The following is a 26,813-nucleotide window of genomic DNA, read 5'->3' as shown; positions in this document are numbered from 1 at the left end:
CGGAGCCGGCTTCGGCAGCGCTGATTCCGGTATCCCGGCACGGCATTTTGGCCCAAAACGCCGCGATTTGAACAACATAACCCGCCCCGAATACCGTCGACTCGCGCCTGGAAGGGGGCTTTCCGATGGCTCGGAGCAGGCCGAATGACGGCGGGCGGTTTGCCACGGATGTGCAGTAACGATGCTACATGTCACTGGGATGTCAGCGCGCAGAATCGGTCGATTTGTTCTCCGCAGCCCCGGCGCGCTGAAATATCTCTGCTGTGCGCGGCGCACCCGTACGGCTCGCCTGCGACGGAGCCGCGTCGCGCTCACTCGTCCAAAATGTCCAGGAGATCCTCGATCCGCTCGAAAGGCGGCTCGTGTATGTTGTCCGAATAGAACACGCGATCGCCGTCGCGCTCGAGCGATCGTGCCCTGGATTTCGGCAGCCTCCCCGGAAGGAACGTCGCCGCGACGGCCTCCGGGCCGACATCGAGCCTCACGATGCCTCGCCGCTTGCAATCGATCCTGAGCCTCGCCGCGGCGAAGAAATCGCTGGCCGCCGAGGGCAGCCTGCCGAAGCGGCGCGAGGTCTCTTCCTCGAGATCTTCCAGATCGTCTTCGTTCCGGCACCTCGCGGTACGGCCATAGATTTCAAGCCGCACGGATTCCGATTGCACATAGCTCCTGGGCAGCAAATCCGCGAGCGGAAGGTTGAGATCGGGCACCCACAGATCGGCGGACCGGTCGTTGGTCTTCTCCGAGGCTTGCTTGAGAAGATGGCTGTAGAGCACCGGACCGAACACCTGCACGTGGCCGGATTGCCGCTCCGAAAGCAGATCCCCGGCGCCTCTGAGGTCGAGATCCCGCTCGCTGATCGCGAACCCGGCGCCCGGTCTGCTGAACTCCTCCAGAACGGCCAGACGCCTGCCGGATTGTTCCGAACTGGATTCGGTCAGCATGTATGCGAAGGCGCGTGTCCCGCCGCGTCCCACACGGCCTCTCAATTGATGGAGCTGTGCCAGACCGAACTTTTCCGGCCAGCAGACCACGATGGTGTTCGCCCTGGGGATGTCGAGACCGCTTTCGACGATGTTGGTCGCCAGCAGAACGTCCGCCTCACCTTCGACGAAACTCATCATTCGATCGTCCAGTTCGTCGGCGGGCAGCTTGCCGTGCAAGCAGACGATGCGGAGCTCCGGGGCCATCGACTGCACGCGCGCCAGCATCGGATCCAGATCCTGGATGCGCGGACAGATCAGGAAGCTTTGCCCGTGACGTCGCTGCTCGCGCAGCAATGCGGCGGCAATGGCGGCGTCCGAGAGCGGAGCGATCCTGGTCGCGACCGGAAGCCGATGAACGGGCGGGGATGCGATCACGCTCAGCTCCCTGAATCCCGCAAGGCCCGCCGCAAGTGTGCGCGGGATCGGTGTGGCACTCATCCACAGCGTATGGGCGCCCTTCGCCAGGCCTGAAAGCTTCGCCTTCTCGGCCGCGCCGAAGTGCTGCTCTTCGTCGACAATGACCAGGCTCAGTTTGGCGAACTTCACGTCCTTCGATGCGATCGCCTGCGTGCCGACCACGACCTTCATCTTGCCGCTTCGCAGGCCCTCCTTCGTCTCCTTCATCTCCGGAGCCGACGTCGCCCGCGACAGGCTTCCCACTTCGATGCCAAGCGGAGCAAACCGTTTGCGGAAGGTTGCGACGTGCTGCCTTGCCAGAACAGTCGTCGGCACAACGACGGCAACCTGCTTGCCCGACAGGGCTACGGCCGCCGCCGCGCGCAACGCCACCTCGGTCTTGCCAAATCCGACGTCGCCGCAGACGACCCGATCCATCGGATGACCGGACGCCAAATCATCCAGGACGTCGCGAATTGCCTTCGCCTGGTCGACGGTCGTGAAATAGGGAAAGCGCGCGACGAACCGCTCATATGCGGGACCGGGAGCGACCAGCTTGGGAGCGCGCCGGCGGCGCCGTTGCGCGATGTGTTTGGCAAGCGCCCTGGCGGCAGTTTGAATTTCCTGCTCCGCCTTGGTACGGCGCGTCCACCACGTACTGCCATCGGCCCTGTCCAATGCCAGCTTGCCAAGCTCCGCGGCATACGGCCAGATCAGCGCAAGATCGGCCGGCGGAACGAGGACGGCATCATCCCCGGCAAAGGCCAGCCTGATCATCTCGCGCGATGATCCCTTCCCCATATCGAGGGTCTGCAAGCCATCGAGCACGGCCAGCCCGCGCTGCAGATGCACGACGACCGCGTCGCGCTCCGGCACGTCGGGATGATCGAAAGCCGAACTCCAGGCTCTCGCCATCGGCTGCGGATGATGTGCCCTGCTGCCGAGCACGTCGGTCGCCGTCACGACGACGAGCGGCTTGCGCCCTGAGCCGATGAAGCCGGTGTCGAAGTCGGCCAACAGCGCGCCTTCGCCGCCCCGCCCTTTCGCCGCCTCGTTCCAGTCGGCGAAACGCTCCGCCTTGATCCCGCTCATTCGCTCGATCGCGCGCAGATCGTCCTCGACCGCCGCGACAAAGAGCAGCCGCGATCCGCTGCGCTGCGTGTCGGCGACAAATGCGCGAAGAGCTTTCCGCGACGAGGCGACCTTCGAGAAATCGGGCGTGGCGATGAAGGCCGCCTTTCGAGGCAGCGAGCTCATCCGCTTGGTCAGCCGTTTCCAGTCAGCGGGCCCCAGATATTCGCGCTCCGCCTCCCTGCGGCCGGCCGCCTCCTTGATCGTACTCAGCCAGCTATCGGCGTGGCCCGAAACGCCGGCGTCCGCGATCCAGTGCGCGCGCTGGCAATAATCCGGCAGCGCCGCCCGCTGGACCCGCTTGCCTCCCAACGCGATCCGTTCGGACATCGGGTCGATATGCAGTTCCTCCGCGTCGAACACGACGTCGTGCTCGTCCGGATCGACACTTGCGATTCTGCGGATCACGCCACCGGAATGCTCAATTCTGAACGGCCCCAGCGCGCCCGCGGGAAATACCTCGAACGTCATTCCGTGGAACAGAGCGCTGCCGGGATAATCCGCCTCTTCGTCGAGATCGTATCCCAAAGCTTCCAGACGATCCTTGAGTTCCTGCTCGGAATAGCCCGCCCCCACCTTCAGGCTGATACTGAGGCGCGCCGAGCTGTCAGGCAACGGCAACCGCTCCATGATCGCCTCCGCCGTCGATACCAGGAACACCGGCTTCTTGCTCCTGGCGAGACGCCTCAACACCGAACTGCGCCTGCCGGCGATCTCTCGTGACGGCTCCAGCCCGTCAAAGGGCAAGGTATTCAGCCGCGGGAACACCAGCACCTCGAGCGAGGGATCGAGCGAATGCAGCACGCTGCCGAGGCGCTCGGCCCTGTTCTCGCTTTCCGCAAGGAAAACGATGCCGTCCCGCCCGGACTTCTTCCATTGCTCGAGAAGATGGAGCGCCAGCATGCCGAGCGGTGAGGAAGACGAGATCCCGGAACGCGCCGATCCCTTGCTTTTCTTCTTCGCGCCAGCAGCAGCGCGGGCCTTCTTGGTATTCGCCACGTCAGATCCGTCGTTATGTCGAGAGCATGATCGCCCGTTGACCTGCATCCCGGGCCGACTCGGGGTTTGCCGCCCAACGGCATGGAAACGAAAGCGGCACGGATTTCCAGCAAAATTCCGTTGCTGCGGGCGAATTGATACCGAATTCTCGAGTCGACTTAGCAGGGAAACGACTGTCTGCGACCAGGAACTTCTCTGCAAATAACAGCGATAGGCGTTAGCCGCTTTCCGCGCAGTCAGGCGCGAAGTTTCCTGCTCCCTGATTGAATGTCGCCGGCAGCAGCAGAACGGCTCCGGGGGCGCTCCGCCGATCGTCGCGGCCTTGTCACCCGTTCCGTACGAGGCAGAGCAGCCGTGCATAGGTCAGCGCAAAGCCGAGAAACGCGAGCGTCCAGGCTGCCCCCGCCAGCGGGAGCAAGACGTCTGCATGCGAGGGCTCGAGTGAGGCACAGACGCGCGCGAGTGCCGCCGTCACGACGGCGAGATAGAGCGCTTGGGTGGTGCGCGAGGCCTCTAGCGGCTGACCTGTATGTCCAAGTGACGCACGCGTCATTACCGCAACCGTCATCGTCCCGATCGCGCCTCCGGTCCAAGCGTGCACGCCGGCTCCGGAGGCTACGATGCCGAGCGCGGTGAGCGCCGCGAGGAAGAATCCGGCTGGTATAAAGGCGTATGCGAGATGCAGAATCAGCACCAAGCGATCCGAAAGTGTCCGTTCGCCGGCCCATCGCGCGAGACGGATCAGATGCAGCGCGCCGGCCCAACCAAGCACGGACGCAACAATGCGGCCCGACGGCGCCACAACCCAAATGGCAAGCGCCGCGGCACCGGTCATGATGGCGACGGCATCGAAGCGACTGAATGTGGCCGGCATGCGCCCGTTCCCACGGCTGGCGAGCCAGTTGCCCGTGAAACTCGGGACGATGCGGCCGCCGATGACGCTGATCAGCGTTACGACGACGGCAATTCCTGCGCGGGCCGAGTACGCCGCGATCCCTTCCAAGTGCGCCTCCACATGAAAAGCAATGTTGGCGGCCGCGAGCACAATGACGATGGCCACGACCATCAGATTGCTCCACTTGCGGCCGGCCACGATCTCGCGCGTTGCGGCGAAGGCGAGCAGCAACAAGAACAGCCCATCCACCGCCATCGCCGCGCGCCATCCGATAGTTGCAGAAAAGCTCACGGTAAGGCGACCCGCCAGCCATGTTGAGAACAGGACCGCCAGTCTGGGCCCCCGGATAGGCGGTCGTCCCGTCCAGTTTGGCACCGCGGTCAGCAGAAAACCGGCGATCACCGCAGCGACGTAGCCGAACAGCATTTCATGCACGTGCCAGTCGAGCGGCGCGAAGACCGTCGGCGGCGAGACGTCGCCGGCAAACACCGCAAGCCACAGCGGGATCATGACACCGGCTTGGATCGCGCCAAACAGGAAGAACGGCCTGAAGCCGTAGGAGAACAGTGTCAGGCCTCGATACGCAGTCACTGTTGTTATCGTTCCCATCAGGTGTCCTGCCGTCCTGCAAGGGAGCCCCGACGCCCTTCCCTGTCGCGGCGCAATGACGGGCGCAATTGAGATCGAGCTCCTGACCGAGCGCCTCTGCCAGAATAGTCGATAGTTCGCTTAGCGCGATTGGCGTAGACTGTCGCATCGGTCCGCGCCTTCGTCAGATAGGTCACATTGATCTCGCCCGGCAGGAGAAGTGCGGCTCTATCGCCTCGTTTCCAGGCCGCGCGTGCGAGCTGATCGAGGCGGGGATAATCTGACGCAGTCAACGCAACCTTCGGAAGAGCCAGCACGGCAACGTCCTTGCGCGAGATCGTCGACTTCGAAAGTGAAGCCGCCATCCGAATTGCGACGAAAGCGCACACACTGACTTAAAGCGATAGATCGCTTCATGCTCTGTTCGCATTACGCCAAAGGTGGTGCGGTCAACGCAAGCGAATTGAATTGACATTTTCCTGCAAAGATCTTGCTATCATTGCATGGATATCGAGCTCGCCAGAACATTTGTCGAGATCGTCTCGACCGGAAGCTTCATCAAGGCAGCCGAACGCCTGAATGTCGCACAGACCACGGTCAGCGCACGCATCCGCCTCCTCGAACAGCATCTCGGGCGGCCTCTGTTCGTTCGAAACAAGACCGGTGCGAGTCTCACACCCGCTGGTGAGCAATTCTTGCGTTTCGCTCCTAATTTCGTGCAATTGTGGCAGCGTGCAAAACAGCAAGTGGCGGTACCCGACGGCCACAGCGCCGTGTTGACGGTCGGGAGCGAAGTCAGCTTGTGGCAACCGCTTTTGGTCGATTGGGTCCGGATGATGCGGCGCTCCCATCCCGACATCGCGCTTCGCGTTCATGTCGACGTTCCCCAGGATTTGGCCTCGCACGTCGCGGAAGGACTGGTGGATATCGCCATCATGTACGCTCCGCATCATCGACCTGGAGTCGGCGTCGATCTGCTGATGGAGGAAGAACTCGTACTCGTGACGACCGATCCTGAGAAACATCGCAACGGCGATCTCCGGTATGTCCATGTTGAATGGGGGTCGGAGTTCTCCCTTCATCATGCAATGAGCTTTCCGGACACGGTCCCGAGCCTGCTGACCAATCTCGGCCCGTTTGCCCTGTCCTACACCCTGTTGGAAGGAGGTTCCGGATATTTTCGAATGCACGCCATCCAACCCTATTTGCTGACCGGAGACCTTCATCTGGTGCCGGGAGCACCGCGGTTCTCCTTCCCGGTCTATGCAACGTACTCCACGAACGTTGATGCCGCCGCGCTGAAGGTGGCGCTTGCCGCTCTGCGTGCCGCGACGGTCGCGAAGAAATAGGAGCCGCGAAAGATGCGGTCGCGTTTTGCGATCGCGCCGACACCGTTCCGGATAGCGTCGTGCTGAATTCGGTCGTCAGACTCGGATCCGAAGTGACGTTCGTCGACCATGCAAATCCACTTGCTTGGCGCGGCCGTCTCGAATGCAGCAGCAAGCCCGACGGCAACGGCGATGAGAACGGATGTCAAGGTTGGAGCGGCAAGCATCCAGCTGTCGCCCTTAGAGCTTGCCGCCGGCAGGCCGCGTCACCATCAATGACCGCGCGCATGGGGATCGGGGCTGCCGTTCGCGGCCGCGGGATCGATCGTATCGAGAAATTCGACTTGTTTGCGGTGAAGCAGCAGCAAATACATCAGCTTCGCGTTCAGCCTTGAATCGAAAATGTTCACGACGGCATCCTCGATCATGTCCGCCAACCCGGCCTGATGGGCGCGGGCGAATGCGACAGCATTCCGGACGATACCCCCCCGATCGGAAGCAGCGGCTGCCCTGCGCCGGCGAACCATGTGCGCGCCACCTTTCCTGATCATTTCCTTCTTGAGCAGAACGCAAATCGCGGCTTGCGCAAGTTCGGACTCGAACATCAGGTCAGCGAGATGCTGCTTGATGGAGCGGCCCACGCACGCAAAGGCTCCAATGCCGGCACGCTCGCCTTCGAGCAGGCTTTCAAGAAAGCGCAGCACTTCTCCCCTGGACCAATAACCGATGTAGGCGGGGTCGCCATCGCTCAATCCATAAGTCGATGATGCGAGTTTGCCGCCGCCATTGCTTACGCCATCCTGCAACGAGGTTTTGTTCATGATGTCGTTCCCTCAAACGCGGATTTGGCCGTCAAGACTGCGCGATCGACCGCGCGTCTCGGCCACCCTGACTTGGCGACCTTTGCGCGCTGTTTGCAAACGAGAAGATTTGTCGGTTTTCAGCAATGACGTTGATACGTGAGACGCCCGACGGAGTGCTCTCGCTGTCAGGTGGCTCAGCTATCAATAATGTTGCCGTCAAATGACGAGACTTTTCATTTGTCGCCGTCAGCCCCGGGAATATGTTGATGCCGACCTACGGTTTTCGCCGCTCATCATATTCGGCATGACGGCAGGAGGCCGCTCGCTAAGAGGGAGATCGTACGTGTACCAGAGAATTCTATTGGCTTTTGACGGCTCGGCAGATGGCCGCGAAGCGCTCGCTCAGGCCCAAGGCCTGGCGTTGTCATGCGGCGCCACCGTTCATCTCCTCGCGATCGTCGACCGAACCGAAAGCATGCCGGTCGGCGAGGCGATGTCGTTCGTCGTTTCCGATGCCCAGCGGCTTGCCGTCCAAGCAGTGATCGATGAAGGCGTGCGACGCCTGCATCACGCCGGCTGCTCAACGATGGGGGCCATGAAGTACGGCAGGCCATCCGAACAGATCGTTCTGGCCGCCAGGGACATGAACGCCGATTTGATCGTGATCGGTCATCGCGATCAGGGAACGCTTGCGCGCTGGTTGAACGGCTCCGTTGGCGAAACCATCTTGCATAAGCCGCCCTGCAGCGTGCTCGTCGCCGTGAAGCCCGAGAACCGCGCGGACAACGTCAGCCCTCTTGAGAGACTGAAGACGAAAGAGACGCAGAAGACTTCGTGATCAAATCGTTTTCTGGTGCCTCGCAAACGAAGAACGGTTTTGCTGCTGTGATATCCGCTGGCAACCGGCAACGCACCAATCGATAGACGCGCCCTCGGACAACCCACCGGTTCTCGCAGAAGATTTGAAGCGGCCGCGGACCGCCACCGAAAGCCGGATCGTCCATCGCGGACCGTGGCGCTGCATGGCCGAAGGAGGTGAAGGCCGTTCGCAACGTGTACCTCTCCGGCTTCGATTTGAACACAAGGGAGGATCAGATGGAGATCGCCAAAGCCTCCGTGTTGTCGCCCAAATATGACGCGTTTCTGTTTGCAGTGATCTGCGAAGACGACAACGGAACGCAGATCAGCGTCCTTTCCGCGTTGACGCGAATGGATGTCGATCCCTGGGAGGAAGCGGCCTGTCTTGACAGAATGGCCGGGACTCGTGCACGGAAGCGCTTCGTCGCGGTGCTCGACAAAATCTCCGGACAGAACTGGAACGGCCCCCAAAAGGAGGAGCTGGCGTCGAGGTTGATCGGACTGCTGCCGTCCTTCAAGGGAAACACGAATTCCGTGCCGGCTTCGGAGATCAGCCTTCGTCTGCTCTTTTGCCTCGTTATTTGGTGGGGTTTCCTGCTCGCAACCGCCGCCTCGACCTATTACAACCACAGGGCGGATGGCGTCTCCGCGAGCTACGCCATCAGAACAGATCCCGTGCGGAACAGCAGTGACGCGAGGATCGCCAAGGACTGACGTTTGCGAGCCACATCGATCGAACCCGGCAGTGGGCAGCCGTATCCTTCTTAGAGTGTTGGCTGAGGCTTCCCCCTACCCCGGCGCAGCGACTGGCGACCCTCGACTCTCGGCTCATTCACCCAGTCTACCGGATCGCGGCAATCACGCGGCCTTCATAGCAATTTTTGTGGTCCGTATGGGCGATTAAATTCGTTTGTTTGTCCGGACGAGGGGAGCGAGGCTTCTGCCAACCAGGAGGTCGCTATGCCAGAGGATGGCAACGGTTCGGAAGTTATCGCGCTATTGTGGGGACTTTGGGTCTACGGACTATTCACCTTCTGGTTTGAGCATTTTTCATCGCTTGCGAAGGCTAGAGCCGCACAAAGATCGGGCCAAACGAATTCGCCTTCCTGTGCGTTGGCCCCGAGCGCTCCAGCACGTTGCACAGATATCGAAGCGCTGGCATGCCGTATCCTCGAGCGTTGCGGCGGACTCGCCCTGAAGGAGTTCCTCGACGAAAGGGTTGCAGCCTACGAGGCCATCGTTGCGGCATTCGACGCCGGCGACCAGGTGGCGCTTCTCAGACACGTTTCCCCTGAGGTCTATGCCGCATTTTCGGACGCGATCGCGGTAAGAGAGGATCGGCTCGAGAAGACGGACACCGTGTTTGCTCTGGTCACGCCTCCTGAGATCGTTGCCGCGCGCATCGACGACGCCCATGCCGAGGTCTCCATCCGCTTCATCGCCGACTCCTACAAGCTTTCGGAAGGCGACCAAAGGAGGCGCGAAGGGCGGCACCGGGTCGACGTCTGGACGTTCGGTTGCGTCCTGCCAAACAGCAGATGGAGCCTGATCGCGACGGAGGCCGGAAAATGACCCGGAACCGCGGATGTTTCGACCGACACGATGACGAGCACAACACTCCTCACGAATATGCATCACCCCCCTGTTACATGCACGAGGTCGATTCCGCCTACTTCGGATCGTTGCCCGCTTTCTCTCCGACGCCGGACATCCGCCCGGAAGGCAGCGTTCCGACGGACGCAAGGGCCTCATGGACGACATTGCTAGGCAACGCGCTTTCTCGGGCGATGAGCCGGATCACCAGTCTAACTGGCTCGAAAGACCGGGATTAGACCCGCTCGTCTGATCTTGAAACTCAAGGAAGATCGAAATGTCAGTTTCCCCGGATGTCTCTTCCCACGGGCATGTGCATGACCTGCCAACGGGCTGGCGTAGGTACGTCTATTCGACCAATCACAAGGACATCGGCACGATGTATTTCGTGTTCGCGATCGGCGCGGGATTGATCGGCGGAATTTTCTCGGTGGTGATCCGGGCTGAACTGCAGGAGCCTGCCCTGCAGGTCTTCAGCAACCCCCACGCCTACAACGTCTTCGTAACTGGCCACGGCCTGATCATGATCTTCTTCACCCTGATGCCCGCCATGATGGGTGGTTTTGGCAATTGGATCGTGCCGTTGATGATCGGCGCGCCCGATATGGCCTTCCCGCGCATGAACAACGTGTCCTTTTGGCTTCTGCCGGCGTCGTTCGCGTTGCTCGTCATTTCGATGTTCGTCGGAGGAGAGCCCGGCTCGGCGGGAGCCGGCACGGGTTGGACGCTTTACGCGCCGCTGTCGACCGCAGGCCACCCAGGTCCGGCCGTCGATTTCGTTATCCTATCGCTGCATTTGGCTGGTGCGTCCTCGATCCTCGGTGCCATCAACTTCATCACCACCATCTTCAACATGCGCGCTCCGGGAATGACCTTGCACAAGATGCCACTGTTCGTGTGGTCCGTACTCGTGACGGCATTTCTGTTGTTGCTGTCGCTGCCCGTGCTCGCCGGCGGAATCACGATGCTGCTGACGGATCGGAACTTCGGGACGACGTTCTTCGCGCCGGAGGGCGGCGGCGATCCCGTACTGTATCAACATCTCTTCTGGTTCTTCGGCCATCCGGAAGTCTACATCATGATCCTGCCCGGCTTCGGCATGATCAGCCAGATCGTCTCGACCTTCAGCCGAAAGCCCGTGTTCGGCTATCTCGGAATGGCTTATGCGATCGTGGCCATCGGCTTCATCGGCTTCGTCGTCTGGGCGCATCATATGTACACCGTAGGCATGTCCAGCAGCGCTCAAGCCTACTTTGCACTCGCCAGCATGGTGATCGCTGTACCCACCGGCATAAAAATCTTCTCGTGGATCGCCACGATGTGGGGTGGCTCGATCGAGTTCAAGTCGCCGATGCTGTGGGCGATCGGCTTCATCTTCGTCTTCACGATCGGCGGCGTGACCGGCGTGGTCCTGGCCAATCCGGGCATCGACCGATCGCTCCAGGACACCTATTACGTCGTGGCGCACTTCCATTACGTGCTGTCGCTCGGCGCGGTGTTCTCGATTTTCGCGGGCTGGTACTACTGGTTTCCAAAATTCACCGGCTACATGTATTCTGAAACTTTCGCAAAGTTGCACTTCTGGCTGACGTTCATCGGCGTCAATCTCGCCTTCTTCCCGATGCATTTTCTCGGGCTGTCGGGAATGCCGCGACGGATCGTCGACTATCCCGACGCTTTCGCGGGCATGAACCTGATTTCCTCGATCGGAGCATACATCTCTGCGGCTGGGCTCGTCGTTTTCCTTGTGGGCACCGTTCACGCCTTCGTCCGCAAGTCACGGGCGGCCGGCAACCCATGGGGTCGTGGAGCGACCACGCTGGAATGGACGCTGTCGTCACCCCCACGATTCCATGAGTTCGAGGTGCTGCCTCGAATTCAGTGAGCTACGGCAGCGATCGTGGCGATCGAAAGGGTCGGTCCCCTCGTTGCACTCGTACTCCAGCTCTTATCGCAGCGAGGGTCGCCTTCGCCCCGCAAAACCCCACTTCCGCCGCGTTCGATCCCACACGAGGAAGGGCGACGTCTTAGGGGCTCGCACAGTAGTCCCGTGCATGGGCCTGCCAAAGGAGTTTCGCCTTGGACGCCTGCCGGCGTGGCGGCATGGCTAAGCTCGAGGCGGCGGAACTGATGGAGGGTCAGAGGGCCGCACCTTATCGGCCCGCCGGACCCGGGAGAGCAATGCCGGGTCATTCAAGCGGACCGAGGCCCAGCGATTGTCCGAGGCTCGGAAGCGCCAGACGCAGCTGGCGAACCAAACAGCAACAGACCTTCAGAATGCGGCGGCGACGGCGTTCAGAATAAAGAACAGACCATCAAAACCTCCTGATAAATCAATGCGATAGAAATGGCTGGGGCGGGAGGGATCGAACCTCCGAATGGCGGAATCAAAATCCGCTGCCTTACCGCTTGGCTACGCCCCAACGCGCCGATCGAAGGCCACGTCGGTCTATAGGGTGAGTCCCGCCATTTCAACAGGGCGGCGATCGAAAAGGCACGAAAGCCGCAGGATGATGACGGTACTCTTCTTATAAGACGACGCCGCGGTGGCCGAAACAGACCGTGCGATGTCCGTTCGGACTGTTGAGAGGCCGCCGGTTTCATGGGATGACAATTTCAAACGCCTCGTCGGGAGTAACGCCATGACCTACCGTGCGCCGATCAACGATATCCTGCTGTCCCTCAATCACGGTGCGGGGCTCGCTGCCGCCGTGGAGGCCGGCCACTACGGCGATTTCGACGGCGACATCACCGCTGCGGTGCTGGAAGAAGCCGGCAAGTTCGCCTCCGATGTGCTGGCGCCGTTGAATCGTGTCGGCGACGAGCACGGCATCAAGCTCGACAACGGCAAGGTGACGACCGCGCCGGGCTGGCCCGACGCCTATCAGCGCTGGACCGCAGCGGGATGGAACGCGGTCTCGGGGCCGGAAGCGTTCGGCGGCCAGGGCCTGCCGCTCGCGGTCAACGCCGCATGCACCGAGATCTGGAGCGCGTCGAACGTCGCCTTCGGCCTCTGCCCGTTGCTGACGCTGTCGGCGATCGAGGCGCTCGATGCCCATGGCAGCGCCGAGCTGAAGAAGATCTATCTCGAGAAGCTCGTCACCGGCGAGTGGACCGGCACGATGCAGCTCACCGAGCCCAATGCCGGCTCCGACGTCGGCGCGCTGCGCACCCGCGCCGAACGCGCTGATGCCGGCACCTATCGCATCAAGGGCACCAAGATCTTCATCACCTACGGCGAGCACGACATGACCGACAACATCGTGCATTTCGTGCTTGCGCGATTGCCCGATGCCCCCTCGGGCACCAAGGGAATCTCGCTGTTCCTGGTTCCGAAATTCCTGGTCAATGCCGACGGCTCGCTCGGCGAGCGCAACGACATCCATGCCAGCGGCGTCGAGCACAAGCTCGGCATGCACGCCTCGCCGACCTGCACCATGACGATGGGCGATAAGGGTGGCGCGATCGGTTATCTGATCGGCGAGGAAAACCAGGGCATGCGCTGCATGTTCACGATGATGAATCAGGCCCGCCTCGGCGTCGGCCTCGAAGGCGTCGGCATTGCCGACCGCGCCTATCAGCAGGCGCTGGCCTATGCGCAGGAGCGCCGGCAAGGCAAGGCTATCGGCCACAAGGGCGACGGGATGGATCCGATCATCGTGCATCCCGACGTCAAGCGCATGCTGATGCAGATGCGCAGCATGACGGCCGCGGCGCGCACGATCTGCTACGCCACCGCGGTCGCGCTCGACGTTTCGGTGCGCGCCAAGGACGCCAAGGTGCGCGCCGAGGCATCGGCCCGCGGCGCGCTGCTGACCCCGATCGCCAAGGCCTTCTCCACCGACATCGGCAACGAGGTCGCCTATCTCGGCGTGCAGATCCATGGCGGCATGGGCTTCATCGAGGAGACCGGCGCCGCGCAGCATTATCGCGACGCCCGCATCACCTCGATCTACGAGGGGACCAACGGCATCCAGTCGATCGACCTCGTCACCCGCAAGCTCGGCGCCAATGGCGGCGCCTCGGTCTGGGCGCTGCTCGACGAGCTCGCTGCCGTCATCAAGCAGGTCGAGACCTCCAACGATCCGGCGTTCGGCACCACGGGCGCCAAGCTGCGCGACGCGCACGCCGCGCTGGAGCGCACCAGCAAATGGCTGCTCGAGCGCCTCGCCTCGGCGCCGAACGAGGCACTCGCCGGCGCAACGCCCTATCTGCGGCTGTTCGCCGCAACGCTCGGCGGCTGCATGCTCGCCGGCGAGGCGCTGGCCGCCAAGGCGAACGGCGAAGCCGAGCCGCAGCGCTACGTGGCGCTGGCGCGCTTCTTCGCCGAGAACATCGCCGTGCAGGCGCCGTCGCTGGAAAAGACCGTGACCGAGAGCGCCGAGGCGGTGACCGGCGCAGATGCGGTGCTGGCGGGGTAAGATACTTTCCACCGTCATTGCGAGGTGAGAGGGCCCAAAGCGCTGTGCTCGCCAAGGGTCCTCCTCGCTCGTTTGATGCACACGACGTGCCTCATCACAACTGTCGTCCCTGCGAAAGCAGGGACCCATAACCACAGCCTTCCGTTTTAAAACGAGCTCTGGCTCCAGCTTTGCAGACCAATCGGCATTTGTGGTTATGGGTCCCGGGTCGCGCTTCGCTTGCCCGGGATGACATCGAGTTTTGCGTCTACCGCCGAATCATACGTTTTGTCAGCGGTCCGCGCGAAGCGCGCGAAACTCCTCGGGGCCGTCGAGCAAGTCACGCTTGCGAGCGGCCTGATCGAACTGGCTGGCAGCATGATCCGCCATTGCGTTAATGGCCGTGCCGGCCAGGTTTTGCGCACGTCGCCGTCGATCGTCGTGCCGCGATCGAACATTCCGATCCACGGCTCGCCGACGACAGATCTCATCGGAGATGCGTTCCTGGAGGCATCCGTTGCCTCGATAAGATCGCCGCGTCATCTTGCACGATCCTTCCAGCAGGATCGGTACGGGCTAGGTCTCCCGTGTGCCGCCTGCTTGCTGTGGCGATTGTGGTGATTGCCCTGGCGCCGAAGGTCTGGACGCCGGGAACTTGGGCTTCCGCGGAGGAGCCGCGATCAATCCATCCCGTATCGCTTGCTTGCGGGCAAGCTTGCGGGCTCGCCGCACAGCCTCGGATTTCTCTCGAGCCCTTTTTTCCGATGGCTTTTCGAACGATCTGCGGCGCTTCATCTCTCTGAAGACGCCCTCGCGCTGCAACCTCTTCTTTAGAACTCGAAGCGCCTGGTCGATGTTGTTGTCCCTGACAAGAACTTGCAACGGATCACCTCTCTCGCGGTACAACGCACATTGAGTGAACAATACGTGAGCCCGCTCTCTCAGCGACAGAGCGGGCCGCACCGCCATTCCAGTACATCCGTGGAACGGCAGCCGACCAACAACGTCGCGGAAGCTTCAGCCGCGATGCCACAAGCACGCGTCCTCGCTTTCATCCGACGATGTCTTTGGAAAAGGGTCCCATCGGGACCGATCTACAAGGCTCAAGGCCAGTCGATCTATTAAAGCTATGCACTTATCTCGGCTATGCAAGACACAATCGCAAATCGTGAGAATTATGTCCGACGGTTCAAGCAACGCCGAGATCATGGCTGAACGGTGATGGCGAACACGAAAGACGGTTCCCCAAATCTGCATCGTTGCCGAGTAGCAAATTCGCTCCAACAGGCGCAGAGTGCGGCGCTGCCGGATGATCTTGGAGCGCCGGCACTCGAGAGCCTGGGCAGCTCCCGTCACAAAAGGGAGCCGCAAATGGCAACCCGCTTCTATTTCGATATCCGCAACGGCGAGGAACTCTATGCCGACAGACAGGGCATCGAGCTCCGCGACGAGGAAACTGCCGCGCACGAAGCGATGCAGTCACTGCTTAGCATAGCCAAAGACAACCCGTCTTTGGACAAGCAAAGGCTGCTGGCGTTCGAGGTCCGCACGGACGAAGGGCCATTGTTTCAGGTCAGTCTCAGTCTGGGCATAACGAGGTGCTAGGGCGTTGGCGCGCAACCAAACTCAGGAATTCGAGCGGCGAATGCGCCATGCAATCCGCACTTCAAGCACGGGCCCGTCGTCGTCCCGGACTTCGATCGCAATCTGATCGAAATTGTGTCCGCGAACGGAATCGCGAACCATGTCGGCCAAAGCACGCGCGGCTTCTTCTTGAACCGCCGCGAGATCGGGCAGCACCAGACCTTCCTCGTCGAGGGCCAAGCCGCAACCGTCACGGAGATCGAAATAGTACTTCATCGCCATGATAATATGGCCCGCCTCTCGATCGTTCCTGCAGACCTTGCGAAATGTGGCGACGAAGTCCGATGCAGACGGCGAGAGTCGCCCGGAGAGTCATGACCAGTCAACGCTGCTTCCCGTAGCGATCCCAGCGTGGCGGGCGAAAAACAGGGCAGCTTCAGCGACGTGATCGAGGATGCGGGGAGTGCGCAGCTCAGCGCACGATGCGCTTGATCCGTTTGGTCCTCTTGGCCGTGGGCGCTGATGGTGCAGGGCCGGCCTGCGCGGCGGCCTCGGCGTCACGCGCTTCACGGAGAGCCCGCAGACGCACCATGTTCTTGCGCACGGCGATCGCATCGCGCTCGACCTCGGCGATTGCCTGCGCACCGGCCTCGGCGGCAAGCCGCTGGCGCTGGGCCTTGGCCAGGCGCTCGGCGGAAAGTTCTTCCGGCTTCTTGGCCATGAGCGAATGAGCCCTTTGAAAAGCAGCGAGACCCGCTCAACCCATCAGGGGATCGAGCGGGCCGCGGCTGTCATCCCAGTACATCCGTGGAATGACAGGTCGATTCAAGCCAGTCGAAGATCTTCGGCGCTGGTCTTGCCACGCATCTTGTCGACCTTGAGTTCGAACGACAACTTCTGGCCCTCGGCGAGACCGCCAAGTCCGGCCCGCTCGACAGCGCTGATGTGAACGAACACGTCATTCGTGCCATCATCGGGCTGAATGAAACCGAAGCCCTTCTGGCCGTTGAACCACTTCACAGTACCTGTAGGCATTTGTCTTCTCCAAAGCGGACGCACGTGAATTCGCGCTTGGTCCGCATCATCCTTCAACCGACGATGTTCTTTGGAAAAGGGCCGCTTTGACCATTCAACAAGGCACAACGGCAAATCGAACGCTGCAAGCATACACACTTAATCCGCTAGGGCAAGCTCAGAAGCGCCGTCGATCGGGTGCGCGGAATTACACCGAGCTGTCGTTCCGATAAACCGAACCATGTTTCGCGTAAGGGCTTGCGCCGTCGGGGAACTCAGTGATTGATGACGCGGGCGCAAATCGCAATATTCAACCACCCGGACTTTTCGCCTTGCGTGGAACTCGCTTGGCGCGGGACTGAACGCTTGCTCTTGCTACAGCCGGCTCCGTGGGGCGCGTGATCGGAAACGTCTTCCGCATATGCGCTGCCAGCATCGTACAATAGTCAGTCGCGAAACGAGGCAACGGACGCCGCTTGTCCCATGAGATGGTCAGGGGCTCCTGCAACACACGGCGCCTGTGCGTGAGACCGACAATCCTTAGTTCGTAGCGCCAGCACTGAAGCTGGGAGGGAACGATCGCGACGCCGTGCCCCGCCTCGGCCAGTGCCAGCAAGGTGTGCGGACTGCGACTCTCGAACGTGATCTTCGGTTTCAGCCCCGCCATACGGCTTGCTGCATCGAAAGCACGCCGAAATCCGAACCCGCTGTCCAGCAGCAGCAACGGAAGTTCGGCGAGGTCAGCGATCTCGATCGTGCGACGGGGACCAAGTGGCATCGACGGATGGCAAGCAGCCAGCAACTGTACCGATCCAAGCGGAAGACTGCCGAAGTGCTGTTCATTCAGTCTGACGGCGTGCAGCAAATTTTGGCCGAGATGAACTTCCCCGCGCTCGAGCATCGCCAATATCTCGCTGCCCGTCCCCTCCCTGATCCTGATCTCGACCCTGGGATATCGCTCCGCGTAGCGGTGGAGAAATTCCGACAGCACGCTCTCGATGTGTTGCGGCGAGCCAGCGATCCTCAGGACCCCGGTATCTCCTTGACGGAGCAGCTGAGCCTGCTCTTTCAGTGAACTGACACTGTTGAGCAGCAGACGGCAGCCCGCAATTAACTGCTCGCCTTCGCCAGTCAATAGAAGCCGGCGCCCGACGCGATCGAAGAGCTGCAAGCCGAGCTCCCGTTCGAGACCGATGATTTGCCTGGACAAGGCCGGTTGGGCGACACGCAACCGCAATGCAGCCTTTGAAACGGTGCCGAGCTCGGCCACCGTCAAGAACGTGAGGGCCTGTTGGAGGTTCATGCCCGCTTATACCATTCGAGCATACGATTTGAGAAAATATATGTATTGGACGTATTTCGAAGCCTCGTGGAAAGTCCTGTCAGGCTGCGGCTTGCGGCACCGGCACCGGAGGAGGCTCCCATGAATTCTGGAGGCAAGATGGCTCTGGTCATGTTGGGTTGTACCGCGATCGGCGTTCTTGGCAGCGAAGCACTGCATGGCGAAGCCAGGCCGCCCGCCTATCTGATCGGCCAAATCGAGGTCACCGATCCCGATGGTTATGCCAGGGACTATCTCCCGAAGGCGAAGGAGATCATCAAGGCACATGGCGGCAAGCTGATTGCGGCTGCAGGCGCGGCGGCAACCGGTTCGCAGGTCGTTGCCGTTGATGGAAATCCACCGAAGCGCGTCGTCATCTATATGTATCCGAGTATGGAGGCGCTTTGGGCCTGGCGGCACGATCCAGCCTACGTGCAGGTTCGGGCCGTCGGCGAGAAATACGCCAAGTATCACATATTTGCGGTCGAGGGCTCTGTCGCCAATTAGCCTGATCACGCCGTCGATCGCAGCGACCTGCAAGGTGCGCCACCTAATTCCGAAACACCAGGCAGCGCCCGCCGACTGCCTCTAATCGGGCGCACAGCTGATTAGCTCGCTCACGGGTCGTCTCGGCGACCCGGAGCAGATACCAGGTGGCCGAGCCTGGCCCGGCCATGCGCGATCTCAGAACGAGCGGTGCGCGATCGCCGAGCACGGATGCAAATCGTTTCTGAAGTTGCTGGTAGTCGGCGAGGACCCTGGATTGCGACGGGCCGCCGGCCAATTGAAGTCCCCAGGGTCCCCACGCAGCTTGCTGTGCGATTGCCACGGACTCTCTTGGGCCCGCGGGAAGCGCCCGAACGAGCATGCCGCGCACGATGTCACCACAGACCATGGCCGCGTCGGTGTGGACTCGATCCTCGAGCGAACCCTGCGCCCATTCCTCGGCGGACTTGCCGGTGATGATTCTGACATAGGCGCGTGTTTCGCCCGGCAGGTTTCCACGTCCCGCCAACCAATCCTGAACGCGCCGCGGACCACCATTATAGGCAGCCGCCGCAAGACCGAGATTGCCGAACTGCTCGCGCAGTTCGCGGAGCCAGCGCGCGGATTCCTGCAAGGCAGGCAATGGCTCGAACGGGTCAGCCAGACCGCGCCATCGCGCGGTACCGGGCATGAACTGGGCGATCCCCTGGGCACCGGCCGAACTGACCGAGTTGGGATCGAAATTGCTTTCCTGCCAGATCAACCGGACGAAGAAATCCGGCGGCAAGCCGTTCTCTAATGCAGCCTCCTCCAACGCCTTGCAGTATTGCTGCGGGCCATCGGGCTTTGGAGGCGACGGTGTGGCCGCCGGAGACAGAGCGGATGAGGATTGATGGTCGGACTCCGACGGATCGGCCTCAGCGTTGCGCACTCCGGCGTCGGTAACCGGACGAGACGTTTCGGATTGCGATGTTTCTGTCTGCGCCGGCTCTGCGCGCTGCGCGGCGGGCGTCGCTGGATTGCCGAGAGGTTGGGCGCTTGCGACGGGGACAAACAGCAGCAGGCAAGCCGAGCCGATAACCGCTGGCAAAATCGATCGATGAACCCGCCGCGGCCTGAAAATCGACTGCATAAAGCGATCATCAAATTGGATGCATTCGCCGAATCATATCATCGGCGCCGACCGGCGGGCAGAAAATTTGCTGCCTAGCGGTTGGACAGGCTCCCAACGATCGATGCGCGACGCGACAGTTCGATCCAGTTGCCATCGGGATCGAGGATCATGGAGATCCGTGCGACCTCGCCGAGCGTCACCGGCGCAAGGCCTTCCCGCACGCCCTTAGCGCGCAGCTCGTCATGCACGGTGTCGATATCGGCGACCTGCAGCGTGATGTAGCGCCAGCCGCGCGCCTGTCGGATCGGATCGAGCGTTGCGGCAGCATCTTCCTTGAGCAGGATCAGGCTGTCGCCGAGGCGAAACGCCGGACCGCCTGACCATGATTGCTCGGTGAAGCCGAGGATGTCGCCGTAGAACCTGCAATGCGCGGCGAGGTCGCGCACCGCGAAGTCCGGCATCCTGTTGCCAGAACCGCAGCATCGGCTCGAGATCGTTGGAGGAAAGGCCGACGTCGATCACGTTCTTTGCCAGTTGCATCTGCTGCCGCCCTGGGATGAAGTGCACCACGATGGATTAGCTATGCGAGGATCAAGTCACCAACGCAAGCACCACGATCACTGTGGCGGATCGGCCGGCTGGCCGCCGCGCCCGCCTGAAACAGTCAATCCAGTGAGGACCGATATGCAAGCAGGCCTCGTCCAGACTTTTCGCGCCTTTGCGTACAATAATGCCTGGGCCAATCATCGCCTGCTCACGGCCTGCGCCGGTCTCAGCCAGGCGGAGTTCGCCGCGGCGCGGACCGGATTCTTCCCGAGCCTGCAGGCGACGCTGAACCACATTCATGTCATCGACCTGTTTTATGTCGACGCGCTCGAAGGTGGCTGGCTCGGGCCGAAGGCGTGGGCGAACGAGGTGCCCTACCCGTCGGTGGCGCAGCTGAAAGACGCCCAGCGCGCGATCGACCAGCGGTTGATCGCGCACTGCGATGCGCTGACGCCTGAGCGGCTCGATGACGTGGTGAAGATCAATCGTGACACGAGCGTGCAGACCGAGCGGCGCGACCGCCTGCTGATGCATCTGTTTCAGCACCAGATCCATCATCGCGGCCAGGCCCATGCGATGCTTTCGGAGACCACAGTGAAGCCGCCGCAGCTCGACGAATTCTTCGCCGCCTGCGAAGCGCCGCTCCGGGCGGCCGAGTTCAGGGATCTCGGCTGGAGCGAAGCCACCGTGTGGGGCGGCTGAAGGCGAGGTTCCGCCCGCGATCGGACGGTGTGGAAAGGTTCCCGTTCCGGAACGAGGTCTTGAATCCGGGCGCTGCCACGCTCACCTGTCGTGAAACATGGGGAACTCTATCAATGCCATTCGCCAATCACCGGGGCCAGCGCATCCATTACACCGTCGAGGGGTCCGGGCCGCTGATCGTGCTGCAGCACGGTCTCCTGCTGGACGCCGCGAGCTGGAAACAATGTGGCGTGGTCGACGCGCTTGCCGATCGCTTTCGCGTCGTTTGCGTCGATTCGCTCGGACATGGCCTGAGCGACAAACCCGCCGATCCGGCGCTCTATAATCAGGCGCAGCGCGCCGGCGACATCGTCGCCGTGATCGACGATCTCGGCGGCGAGCGCGCCCATGTGGTGGGACACTCGATGGGCGGCTGGGTCGCGGTCGGTGTCGCCCGGTTTTTCCCGGCGCGGCTGGCGTCGCTGGCGATCGGCGGCTGGGACTTCCTCACCGGACTGCCGCGCGGCAATGCCGGCCCCCTGACCTATGGCGCCTTCATCACCTTTGCGCGCCGCACCGTCCCGGAGCTCGCCGAATGGGTGACGCCGGATCTCGAAGGCGGCGTGCGCGCCTGCTTCAATGCGCTCGGCCAGGTCGACGGCGCCAAGGACGCGGTGCTGTCCTCGCGCGTGCCGGTGCTGCTGTGGAACGGACAGGACGACGGCCCGCATGCGCCGATGCAGCGCTTCGCCGCGGAGAACGGCCTCGATGCGATGTCGGTGCCCGGCGATCACCTCGGCGCGCTGTTTCAGCACGGCGCCGCGATCGGCCGGGGCATCGGCTCGTTCGTCGGGCGCGGCTAAAGCGTTTAGGTCGAACAGCGCCCCCGACTCCGCTGTGCTCCCTCTCCCCGTCCTTCACGGGGAGAGGGGCTGTCTCCACATAAACGGTGATAGCTGTGTTTGCGGTGACTCCCCCTCACCCGGAACGCATTTGACGATGTGTCATAGCTGAAGCTCTGCTTCAGCGTTCTTGGGAACGGCCGCCAACGGCGGCCTATGCCTCTCCCCGCAAGCGGGGCGAGGTGAAGCGTTCCGAGCTAGACCGGCTCCGGCATCTCCGCGAGCAGTTTGTCGAGCGTGATCGGATAGTCGCGCACGCGAACGCCGGTCGCGTTGTGGACCGCATTGGCGACCGCGGCGGCGACGCCGCAGATGCCGAGTTCGGCGACGCCCTTGGCCTTCATCGGCGATGACATCGGATCGGTCTCGTCGAGAAAGATCATATCCTGATGCGGGATGTCGGCATGGACCGGCACCTCATAGGCGGCGAGGTCGTGATTGATGAACAGGCCGTGACGCTTGTCGACCACGAGGTCCTCCATCAGCGCCGCGCCGACACCCATGGTCATCGCGCCGATCACCTGGCTGCGCGCCGCCTTCGGATTGAGAATGCGGCCCGCCGCGCAAACCGCAAGCATCCGCCGCACCCGGATTTCCGCCGTGTCGGCATCGACGCCGACCTCGACGAAATGCGCGCCGAAGGTCGACTGCTGATACGTCTTGGCGAGATCGCCATACTCGATGGCATCTTCCGCCACGAGGTCGCCGCCGCCGGCGGCCTGGGCCAGCGGCACGCTGCGATTGCCGGAGCGGACCACGCCGTCGGCAAACACCGCCTCCTCGGAATTGAAGCCGAGCTTCTGCGCAATGGTCTCGCGCAGCTTGGTGCAGGCTGCATAGACGCCGGCGGTGGAATTGTTGCCGCCCCACTGCCCGCCCGAGCCGCAGGACACCGGAAAGTCGGAATCGCCGAGCCGCACCGCGACCTTCTCGAGCGGCACGCCCATCATCTCGGCGGCGGTCTGCGCGATGATGGTGTAGGAGCCGGTGCCGATGTCGGTCATGTCGGTCTCGACGGTCACGATGCCGTTCTGGTCGAGACGAACGCGGGCCGCCGATTTGGTCACGAGATTGTTGCGGAACGCCGCGGCGACGCCCATCCCGACCAGCCAGCGTCCGTCGCGGACCTCGCCGGGTTTCGGGTTGCGCTTGTCCCAGCCGAACCGCGCCGCGCCATCGCTCAGGCACTGCACCAGTTGCCGCTGCGAGAAGTGCCGCTCCGGATGCTCGGGATCGACCTGGGTGTCGTTGCTGATGCGCAGCGCGACCGGGTCGATGCCGAGCTTGTCGGCGAGCTCGTCGATCGCGATCTCGAGCGCCATCATGCCGGAGGCTTCTCCGGGCGCGCGCATCGCATTGCCCTCCGGCAGATCGAGCGCCGCAAGCCGCGTCGCTGTCATCCGGCTGGCGCCGGCATAGAGCAGCCGCGTCTGGCTCACCGCCATCTCGGGCTCGCCGTCCTTGACGTTGCCGGACCAGCTCTCGTGGCCGATCGCGGTGATCTTGCCGTCGCGCTCGGCGCCGATGCGGATGCGCTGGATCGTCGCCGGTCGGTGCGTCGTGTTGTTGAACATCAGCGGACGTTGCAGCGCGACCTTGACCGGCCGGCCGGCCGCGCGGGCGCCGAGCGCGGCGAGCAGCACCTCAGCGCGCAGGAACAGCTTGCCGCCGAAGCCGCCGCCGATATAGGGCGACACCAGACGGACGTTCTCCTTGGGAATGCCAAGCGTCTTCGCCATGTCCTCGGCGCCCCAGGCGATCATCTGGTTGGAGGTCCAGACCGTGAGCTTATCGCCGTCCCAGGCCGCGATCGAAGCGTGCGGCTCCATCATCGCGTGGCCCTGATCGGGCGTGGTGTAGGTGGCATCGAGCTGCACGGGCGCAGCAGCGAAGGCGGAAGCGAAATCGCCGACGGCGGTGTCGGCCGGGCCGCCGAATGACGGGTGCGGCGTGATGCCCTTGTCCCGCTCCGCGGCGAGATCGAACTTGCCGTCGCCCTTGACGTAGTCGATCCGGACCAGCTGCGCCGCGGCCCGCGCCTGCTCGAAGGTCCCGGCGACGACGATGGCGACGGCCTGGTGATAATGCGCGATCTCGGGCCCGCCGAGCAGCGGCGCCGCGTTGCGCTCGCCCTTGCCGAGCTTGCCGGCATTGTCCGACGTGACGATGGCGAGCACGCCGGGCGCAGCCTTCGCCGCCTCGAGATCGATCGAACCGATCCGCCCCTTGCCGATCGCCGATCCGACCACGTAGCCATAGGCCTGGTTGGCCACGACGTCGTGCCGTTCATAGGCGTAAGGCGCGGTGCCGGTCGTCTTCAGCGGTCCCTCGATCCGGCTGGTCGGGTGGCCGATCACCTTGAGCTGGTCGATCGGATTGAAGGTCGCGGGATATTCAAAACGCATGATGTCAGGCCCTCATCTTAAGCCTTCGTTTCAAGCTCTGGCCTCGCGCAGCACCGCCGCCAGGGTTCGCTCGGCGAGCGGCAGCTTGTACGCATTGTCCTTGGTCGGCTTCGCATCGGCGAAGAGGCGCGCGGTGACGGCCTTGGCGCCAGCAGGCAATTCCGCCTCCGCCGCCTCGACGCGCCACGGCTTGTGCGCCACGCCGCCAAGCGCGACGCGGCCGGTGCCGTCGCGCTGCACGATCGCGGCAACCGAGACCAGCGCAAAGGCGTAAGAGGCGCGGTCGCGCACCTTGCGATAGGCCTGCGCGCCGCCGACCGGTTTCGGCAGCACCACCGCGGTGATCAGTTCGCCCGGCTCCAGGCTGGTTTCGATCTCCGGGCTGTCGCCGGGCAGACGATGCAGCTCGGCGATCGGGATGCTGCGCGTGGTGCCGTCGGGCCGCACCGTCTCCACGGTCGCGTCGAGCGCGCGCATCGCCACCGCCATGTCGCTCGGATGGGTCGCGATGCAGGCATCGCTCACACCGACCACCGCATGCTGGCGGCTGAAGCCACCGATCGCGGCGCAGCCGCTGCCGGGCTTGCGCTTGTTGCAGGGCAGATTGGTGTCGTAGAAATAAGGACAGCGCGTCCGCTGCAGCAGATTGCCCGCGGTCGTCGCCTTGTTGCGCAACTGGCCGGAAGCGCCGGCGAGCAGCGCGCGCGACAGCACGCCATAGTCGCGCCGCACGCGGATATCGGCGGCAAGATCGGTGTTGCGCACCAGCGCGCCGATCCGCAGGCCGCCGTCTGCGGTCTCCTCGATGCGGTCGAGCGCCAGGTCGTTGACGTCGATCAGATGCGCCGGCGTCTCGATCTCGAGCTTCATCAGGTCGAGCAGATTGGTGCCGCCGGCGATGAACTTGGCGTTCGCGGTGCCGGCGGCGGCTGCGGCCGCCGCGCCCGGCGAGGCGGCGCGCTCATAGCTGAATGATCTCATGCGCTCCTCCCGGCGACCTCGCTGATCGCCTCGGCGATGTTGGAATAGGCGCCGCAGCGGCAGATGTTGCCGCTCATGCGCTCGCGGAGCTCGGCATTGGTCAGTCGCAGCGGCGCATTCAGATCCGCCGTGACATGGCTCGGGATGCCGGCCTTGACCTCGGCAAGCACGGCGACCGCCGAGCAGATCTGGCCGGGCGTGCAATAGCCGCATTGATAGCCGTCATGCTCGACGAACGCCGCCTGCAGCGGATGCAGCCCGTCCGGCGTGCCGAGGCCCTCGATCGTCGTGATCTCGTCGCCCTGATGCATCACGGCGAGCGTCAGGCAGGAATTGATCCGCCGCCCGTCGACGAGCACCGTGCAGGCGCCACATTGGCCGTGGTCGCAGCCCTTCTTGGTACCGGTCAAATGCAGGTGCTCGCGCAGGGCATCGAGCAGCGTGGTCCTGGTGTCGAGCTCGAGCTGGTGGGTTTCGCCGTTCACGTCAAAGGATACTCTCGTCATCACGGGCGCTCCGGTCGGGGCAGATTGGGCGGCCGCAGGCGGAGGCGTCGCGATCGACGACGCCGCAAGCGAGGCGGCTCCAACAATCAACAGATGGCGCCGCGATAGTTCCAAACGTCCGGAGATCTGCATGCCGCTGCTCTCCTCAAGTCAGCCGGACGCGGAACCACGACAACGACGTGTCGAGGTCTGCTCGGCCTGTCAGCAAAGGGGGGAATGCCGCGAACGGCGGAATGTTTCTCGCGGGGAAGTTAAACTCGTCGCGAGCGCCGCGGCGGCTCCTGGGAGGCAGCAGCGCCATCAGGCGCGGGCGGCCTGCGCGGCAGCATCGTCGTACAGGTCCGGCCTACGACCAACGTCCCCTGCCCGGAGTCGCGAAATTCCGGTTAGCTGCATTGCGCCGTCCTCATGCTCGCCCACGGGGAAAAGCGGCCCGGAACACGCTGGAGCTCTTGGGGCTTGCACCGGATCATGTAGGATGGCGCTACGACCTCCACCGGCGACGATGCCGGCCGACCCTGGGACCGCTCGATGACCGCGCATGTCATAGTGACCGACGAAGCCGCCACGCGCGTGATCCGGCTGCGCAGGCCCGAGAAGAAGAACGCGATCACCCAGGAGATGTTTCGCGCGATCAGCGACGCGATCGACAAGGCGCAGAACAATCCGAAGATCCGCTGCCTGATCATCACCGGCGGCTCCGGCGTGTTCACCGCGGGCAACGATATCGAGGACCTGCTCGCGCAGGGCACCTCGACCGGCGAGACGCCGCCGGCCTCCGACCTCGTCAAGTTCCTGTATTCGCTGGCCCACAACGTGAAGCCGATCATCGCCGCCGTCGACGGCGTCGCGATGGGCATCGGCACCACCATGCTGTTTCACTGCGACTATGTGCTCGCCAGCAAGACCGCGCTGTTCTCGACGCCGTTCTCCAATTTCGGCCTGGTGCCGGAAGGCGCCTCAAGCCTGTTGATGCCGCGCATGATGGGCCACCAGCGCGCCTTCGCGATGCTGGTGATCGGCCGCACCATGTCGGCCGACGACGCCCGCGTCGCCGGCTTCGTCAACACCGTGGTGGCGCCGGGGCATGCCGAGGTGGAGGCGCACAAGGTGGCGCGCGAGATCTGCGCGCTGCCGGCCGAGGCTGTCGGGATCTCGCGGCGCCTGATCCGGCTGCCGCCGGAGGACGTCACCCGCCGCATCGAGCAGGAGAACCATCTGTTCAGCGAACGGATGCGCTCCAAGGAAGCTGTCGAGGCGTTCAAGGCATTCATGGCTCGCCCGAAGGATTGAAAC

The 26,813-nt window shown here is 63.0% G+C and carries 25 protein-coding genes and 1 tRNA gene; 11 read left to right on the top strand and 15 right to left on the bottom strand.

What is annotated here, in order from left to right; all coding sequences use genetic code 11:
• Nucleotides 1-311: 311 nt before the first annotated feature.
• Nucleotides 312-3,416, bottom strand: a complete 3,105-nt coding sequence (locus ACVWYP_RS16905) for a helicase-related protein (protein ID WP_304500236.1) — start codon at nucleotides 3,414-3,416, stop codon at nucleotides 312-314.
• Nucleotides 3,417-3,837: 421 nt separating this feature from the next.
• Nucleotides 3,838-5,016: an NnrS family protein gene (locus tag ACVWYP_RS16900; protein WP_304499094.1), complete on the bottom strand. Its 1,179-nt coding sequence runs from the start codon at nucleotides 5,014-5,016 to the stop codon at nucleotides 3,838-3,840.
• A gap of 482 nt (nucleotides 5,017-5,498) precedes the next feature.
• Between ACVWYP_RS16900 and ACVWYP_RS16895 the strand changes: the two genes are divergently transcribed.
• The gene (locus ACVWYP_RS16895; RefSeq protein ID WP_035631113.1) at nucleotides 5,499-6,344 is read left to right on the top strand and encodes a LysR family transcriptional regulator; all 846 of its coding nucleotides are present in this window, start codon (nucleotides 5,499-5,501) and stop codon (nucleotides 6,342-6,344) included.
• Nucleotides 6,345-6,595: 251 nt separating this feature from the next.
• On the opposite strand, the gene ACVWYP_RS16890 is transcribed toward ACVWYP_RS16895, so the two are convergent.
• Nucleotides 6,596-7,144, bottom strand: a complete 549-nt coding sequence (locus ACVWYP_RS16890; protein WP_028339481.1) for a hypothetical protein — start codon at nucleotides 7,142-7,144, stop codon at nucleotides 6,596-6,598.
• A 325-nt stretch (nucleotides 7,145-7,469) separates the two neighbouring features.
• Between ACVWYP_RS16890 and ACVWYP_RS16885 the strand changes: the two genes are divergently transcribed.
• The 4 genes from ACVWYP_RS16885 to ctaD all read left to right on the top strand — a co-directional run bounded on the left by ACVWYP_RS16885 (nucleotide 7,470) and on the right by ctaD (nucleotide 11,462).
• Nucleotides 7,470-7,964, top strand: a complete 495-nt coding sequence (locus ACVWYP_RS16885) for a universal stress protein (RefSeq protein ID WP_063607062.1) — start codon at nucleotides 7,470-7,472, stop codon at nucleotides 7,962-7,964.
• A 257-nt stretch (nucleotides 7,965-8,221) separates the two neighbouring features.
• Nucleotides 8,222-8,698 carry a hypothetical protein gene (locus tag ACVWYP_RS16880; RefSeq protein ID WP_304499093.1) on the top strand — a complete coding sequence of 159 codons (477 nt, stop codon included), beginning with the start codon at nucleotides 8,222-8,224 and terminating at the stop codon, nucleotides 8,696-8,698.
• Between the two features lie 246 nt (nucleotides 8,699-8,944).
• A complete protein-coding gene (locus ACVWYP_RS16875; protein WP_080686664.1) occupies nucleotides 8,945-9,556 on the top strand; it encodes a TIM44-like domain-containing protein in 612 nt (203 codons plus the stop codon).
• Between the two features lie 298 nt (nucleotides 9,557-9,854).
• Nucleotides 9,855-11,462 carry a cytochrome c oxidase subunit I gene (ctaD, locus tag ACVWYP_RS16870; protein WP_028339484.1) on the top strand — a complete coding sequence of 536 codons (1,608 nt, stop codon included), beginning with the start codon at nucleotides 9,855-9,857 and terminating at the stop codon, nucleotides 11,460-11,462.
• Between the two features lie 463 nt (nucleotides 11,463-11,925).
• On the opposite strand, the gene ACVWYP_RS16865 is transcribed toward ctaD, so the two are convergent.
• Nucleotides 11,926-12,000, bottom strand: a tRNA-Gln gene (locus ACVWYP_RS16865).
• A 219-nt stretch (nucleotides 12,001-12,219) separates the two neighbouring features.
• Between ACVWYP_RS16865 and ACVWYP_RS16860 the strand changes: the two genes are divergently transcribed.
• The gene (locus ACVWYP_RS16860) at nucleotides 12,220-13,998 is read left to right on the top strand and encodes an acyl-CoA dehydrogenase (RefSeq protein WP_028339485.1); all 1,779 of its coding nucleotides are present in this window, start codon (nucleotides 12,220-12,222) and stop codon (nucleotides 13,996-13,998) included.
• Between the two features lie 194 nt (nucleotides 13,999-14,192).
• Here the strand turns inward: ACVWYP_RS16860 and ACVWYP_RS16855 are convergent, their stop codons facing one another.
• The gene (locus ACVWYP_RS16855; RefSeq protein WP_155258380.1) at nucleotides 14,193-14,468 is read right to left on the bottom strand and encodes a hypothetical protein; all 276 of its coding nucleotides are present in this window, start codon (nucleotides 14,466-14,468) and stop codon (nucleotides 14,193-14,195) included.
• Nucleotides 14,469-14,553: 85 nt separating this feature from the next.
• Nucleotides 14,554-14,859, bottom strand: coding sequence for a 30S ribosomal protein S21 (rpsU, locus tag ACVWYP_RS16850; RefSeq protein ID WP_304499092.1), 306 nt, complete (start codon nucleotides 14,857-14,859; stop codon nucleotides 14,554-14,556).
• A gap of 489 nt (nucleotides 14,860-15,348) precedes the next feature.
• Here rpsU and ACVWYP_RS16845 point away from each other — a divergent pair, with 489 nt between their 5' ends.
• Nucleotides 15,349-15,582 carry a DUF6894 family protein gene (locus tag ACVWYP_RS16845; RefSeq protein WP_028339486.1) on the top strand — a complete coding sequence of 78 codons (234 nt, stop codon included), beginning with the start codon at nucleotides 15,349-15,351 and terminating at the stop codon, nucleotides 15,580-15,582.
• Nucleotides 15,583-15,603: 21 nt separating this feature from the next.
• On the opposite strand, the gene ACVWYP_RS16840 is transcribed toward ACVWYP_RS16845, so the two are convergent.
• The 4 genes from ACVWYP_RS16840 to ACVWYP_RS16825 all read right to left on the bottom strand — a co-directional run bounded on the left by ACVWYP_RS16840 (nucleotide 15,604) and on the right by ACVWYP_RS16825 (nucleotide 17,878).
• Nucleotides 15,604-15,843: a DUF6894 family protein gene (locus tag ACVWYP_RS16840; RefSeq protein ID WP_028339487.1), complete on the bottom strand. Its 240-nt coding sequence runs from the start codon at nucleotides 15,841-15,843 to the stop codon at nucleotides 15,604-15,606.
• Between the two features lie 190 nt (nucleotides 15,844-16,033).
• Nucleotides 16,034-16,282 carry a hypothetical protein gene (locus ACVWYP_RS16835; RefSeq protein WP_028339488.1) on the bottom strand — a complete coding sequence of 83 codons (249 nt, stop codon included), beginning with the start codon at nucleotides 16,280-16,282 and terminating at the stop codon, nucleotides 16,034-16,036.
• Nucleotides 16,283-16,386: 104 nt separating this feature from the next.
• Nucleotides 16,387-16,596 (bottom strand): cold-shock protein, encoded by a 210-nt coding sequence (locus ACVWYP_RS16830; protein ID WP_028339489.1) that lies wholly within the window; start codon nucleotides 16,594-16,596, stop codon nucleotides 16,387-16,389.
• Between the two features lie 289 nt (nucleotides 16,597-16,885).
• Nucleotides 16,886-17,878: a LysR family transcriptional regulator gene (locus ACVWYP_RS16825; protein WP_304499091.1), complete on the bottom strand. Its 993-nt coding sequence runs from the start codon at nucleotides 17,876-17,878 to the stop codon at nucleotides 16,886-16,888.
• A 120-nt stretch (nucleotides 17,879-17,998) separates the two neighbouring features.
• On the opposite strand from ACVWYP_RS16825, the gene ACVWYP_RS16820 reads away from it, so the two are divergent.
• Nucleotides 17,999-18,403 (top strand): DUF1330 domain-containing protein, encoded by a 405-nt coding sequence (locus tag ACVWYP_RS16820; protein WP_304499090.1) that lies wholly within the window; start codon nucleotides 17,999-18,001, stop codon nucleotides 18,401-18,403.
• A 43-nt stretch (nucleotides 18,404-18,446) separates the two neighbouring features.
• Here ACVWYP_RS16820 and ACVWYP_RS16815 read toward each other — a convergent pair whose 3' ends face one another.
• Nucleotides 18,447-19,514 carry a lytic transglycosylase domain-containing protein gene (locus tag ACVWYP_RS16815; RefSeq protein ID WP_304499089.1) on the bottom strand — a complete coding sequence of 356 codons (1,068 nt, stop codon included), beginning with the start codon at nucleotides 19,512-19,514 and terminating at the stop codon, nucleotides 18,447-18,449.
• Nucleotides 19,515-19,588: 74 nt separating this feature from the next.
• Nucleotides 19,589-19,957, bottom strand: coding sequence for a VOC family protein (locus tag ACVWYP_RS16810; protein WP_304499088.1), 369 nt, complete (start codon nucleotides 19,955-19,957; stop codon nucleotides 19,589-19,591).
• A 223-nt stretch (nucleotides 19,958-20,180) separates the two neighbouring features.
• On the opposite strand from ACVWYP_RS16810, the gene ACVWYP_RS16805 reads away from it, so the two are divergent.
• Together ACVWYP_RS16805 and ACVWYP_RS16800 are read left to right on the top strand one after the other, a co-directional pair.
• Nucleotides 20,181-20,744: a DinB family protein gene (locus tag ACVWYP_RS16805; RefSeq protein WP_304499087.1), complete on the top strand. Its 564-nt coding sequence runs from the start codon at nucleotides 20,181-20,183 to the stop codon at nucleotides 20,742-20,744.
• A gap of 113 nt (nucleotides 20,745-20,857) precedes the next feature.
• Nucleotides 20,858-21,586, top strand: a complete 729-nt coding sequence (locus ACVWYP_RS16800; protein ID WP_038386477.1) for an alpha/beta fold hydrolase — start codon at nucleotides 20,858-20,860, stop codon at nucleotides 21,584-21,586.
• Nucleotides 21,587-21,822: 236 nt separating this feature from the next.
• Here the strand turns inward: ACVWYP_RS16800 and paoC are convergent, their stop codons facing one another.
• Genes paoC through paoA form a run of 3 tightly spaced genes read right to left on the bottom strand, consistent with a single transcriptional unit; the run spans nucleotide 21,823 to nucleotide 25,649 of the window.
• On the bottom strand, nucleotides 21,823-24,030 hold the full coding sequence (gene paoC, locus ACVWYP_RS16795) for an aldehyde oxidoreductase molybdenum-binding subunit PaoC (RefSeq protein ID WP_304499086.1): 2,208 nt from the start codon (nucleotides 24,028-24,030) through the stop codon (nucleotides 21,823-21,825).
• 30 nt (nucleotides 24,031-24,060) lie between these two features.
• Entirely contained in the window at nucleotides 24,061-25,011 is a 951-nt protein-coding gene (locus ACVWYP_RS16790; RefSeq protein ID WP_018270366.1) for an FAD binding domain-containing protein, read from the bottom strand.
• Nucleotides 25,008-25,649: an aldehyde dehydrogenase iron-sulfur subunit PaoA gene (gene paoA, locus ACVWYP_RS16785; RefSeq protein WP_028339496.1), complete on the bottom strand. Its 642-nt coding sequence runs from the start codon at nucleotides 25,647-25,649 to the stop codon at nucleotides 25,008-25,010. Before paoA ends, ACVWYP_RS16790 begins: the two co-directional genes overlap by 4 nt.
• A 399-nt stretch (nucleotides 25,650-26,048) precedes the next feature.
• Here paoA and ACVWYP_RS16780 point away from each other — a divergent pair, with 399 nt between their 5' ends.
• Nucleotides 26,049-26,810 (top strand): crotonase/enoyl-CoA hydratase family protein, encoded by a 762-nt coding sequence (locus ACVWYP_RS16780; RefSeq protein WP_304499085.1) that lies wholly within the window; start codon nucleotides 26,049-26,051, stop codon nucleotides 26,808-26,810.
• The last annotated feature ends 3 nt before the right edge of the window (nucleotides 26,811-26,813 follow it).

The organism is Bradyrhizobium sp. USDA 3262 (assembly GCF_054060035.1).
This window is presented reverse-complemented; position numbering and strand designations above follow the sequence as displayed.

Excerpts from the sequence above, each read along its gene's own strand:
- ACVWYP_RS16835 (WP_028339488.1), bottom strand. The coding sequence starts at position 16,282 with ATGGCCAAGAAGCCGGAAGAACTTTCCGCCGAGCGCCTGGCCAAGGCC.
- ACVWYP_RS16905 (WP_304500236.1), bottom strand. The coding sequence starts at position 3,416 with ATGCTGGCGCTCCATCTTCTCGAGCAATGGAAGAAGTCCGGGCGGGAC.
- ctaD (WP_028339484.1), top strand. The coding sequence starts at position 9,855 with ATGTCAGTTTCCCCGGATGTCTCTTCCCACGGGCATGTGCATGACCTG.
- paoC (WP_304499086.1), bottom strand. The coding sequence starts at position 24,030 with ATGCGTTTTGAATATCCCGCGACCTTCAATCCGATCGACCAGCTCAAG.
- ACVWYP_RS16810 (WP_304499088.1), bottom strand. The coding sequence starts at position 19,957 with ATGCCGGACTTCGCGGTGCGCGACCTCGCCGCGCATTGCAGGTTCTAC.
- ACVWYP_RS16875 (WP_080686664.1), top strand. The coding sequence starts at position 8,945 with ATGCCAGAGGATGGCAACGGTTCGGAAGTTATCGCGCTATTGTGGGGA.
- ACVWYP_RS16820 (WP_304499090.1), top strand. The coding sequence starts at position 17,999 with ATGAATTCTGGAGGCAAGATGGCTCTGGTCATGTTGGGTTGTACCGCG.
- ACVWYP_RS16860 (WP_028339485.1), top strand. The coding sequence starts at position 12,220 with ATGACCTACCGTGCGCCGATCAACGATATCCTGCTGTCCCTCAATCAC.
- ACVWYP_RS16780 (WP_304499085.1), top strand. The coding sequence starts at position 26,049 with ATGACCGCGCATGTCATAGTGACCGACGAAGCCGCCACGCGCGTGATC.
- ACVWYP_RS16805 (WP_304499087.1), top strand. The coding sequence starts at position 20,181 with ATGCAAGCAGGCCTCGTCCAGACTTTTCGCGCCTTTGCGTACAATAAT.
- ACVWYP_RS16800 (WP_038386477.1), top strand. The coding sequence starts at position 20,858 with ATGCCATTCGCCAATCACCGGGGCCAGCGCATCCATTACACCGTCGAG.
- ACVWYP_RS16830 (WP_028339489.1), bottom strand. The coding sequence starts at position 16,596 with ATGCCTACAGGTACTGTGAAGTGGTTCAACGGCCAGAAGGGCTTCGGT.
- ACVWYP_RS16880 (WP_304499093.1), top strand. The coding sequence starts at position 8,222 with ATGGAGATCGCCAAAGCCTCCGTGTTGTCGCCCAAATATGACGCGTTT.
- ACVWYP_RS16790 (WP_018270366.1), bottom strand. The coding sequence starts at position 25,011 with ATGAGATCATTCAGCTATGAGCGCGCCGCCTCGCCGGGCGCGGCGGCC.
- ACVWYP_RS16815 (WP_304499089.1), bottom strand. The coding sequence starts at position 19,514 with ATGCAGTCGATTTTCAGGCCGCGGCGGGTTCATCGATCGATTTTGCCA.
- ACVWYP_RS16825 (WP_304499091.1), bottom strand. The coding sequence starts at position 17,878 with ATGAACCTCCAACAGGCCCTCACGTTCTTGACGGTGGCCGAGCTCGGC.
- ACVWYP_RS16855 (WP_155258380.1), bottom strand. The coding sequence starts at position 14,468 with ATGAGATCTGTCGTCGGCGAGCCGTGGATCGGAATGTTCGATCGCGGC.
- ACVWYP_RS16840 (WP_028339487.1), bottom strand. The coding sequence starts at position 15,843 with ATGGCGATGAAGTACTATTTCGATCTCCGTGACGGTTGCGGCTTGGCC.
- ACVWYP_RS16845 (WP_028339486.1), top strand. The coding sequence starts at position 15,349 with ATGGCAACCCGCTTCTATTTCGATATCCGCAACGGCGAGGAACTCTAT.
- ACVWYP_RS16895 (WP_035631113.1), top strand. The coding sequence starts at position 5,499 with ATGGATATCGAGCTCGCCAGAACATTTGTCGAGATCGTCTCGACCGGA.
- paoA (WP_028339496.1), bottom strand. The coding sequence starts at position 25,649 with ATGCAGATCTCCGGACGTTTGGAACTATCGCGGCGCCATCTGTTGATT.
- ACVWYP_RS16900 (WP_304499094.1), bottom strand. The coding sequence starts at position 5,016 with ATGGGAACGATAACAACAGTGACTGCGTATCGAGGCCTGACACTGTTC.
- ACVWYP_RS16890 (WP_028339481.1), bottom strand. The coding sequence starts at position 7,144 with ATGAACAAAACCTCGTTGCAGGATGGCGTAAGCAATGGCGGCGGCAAA.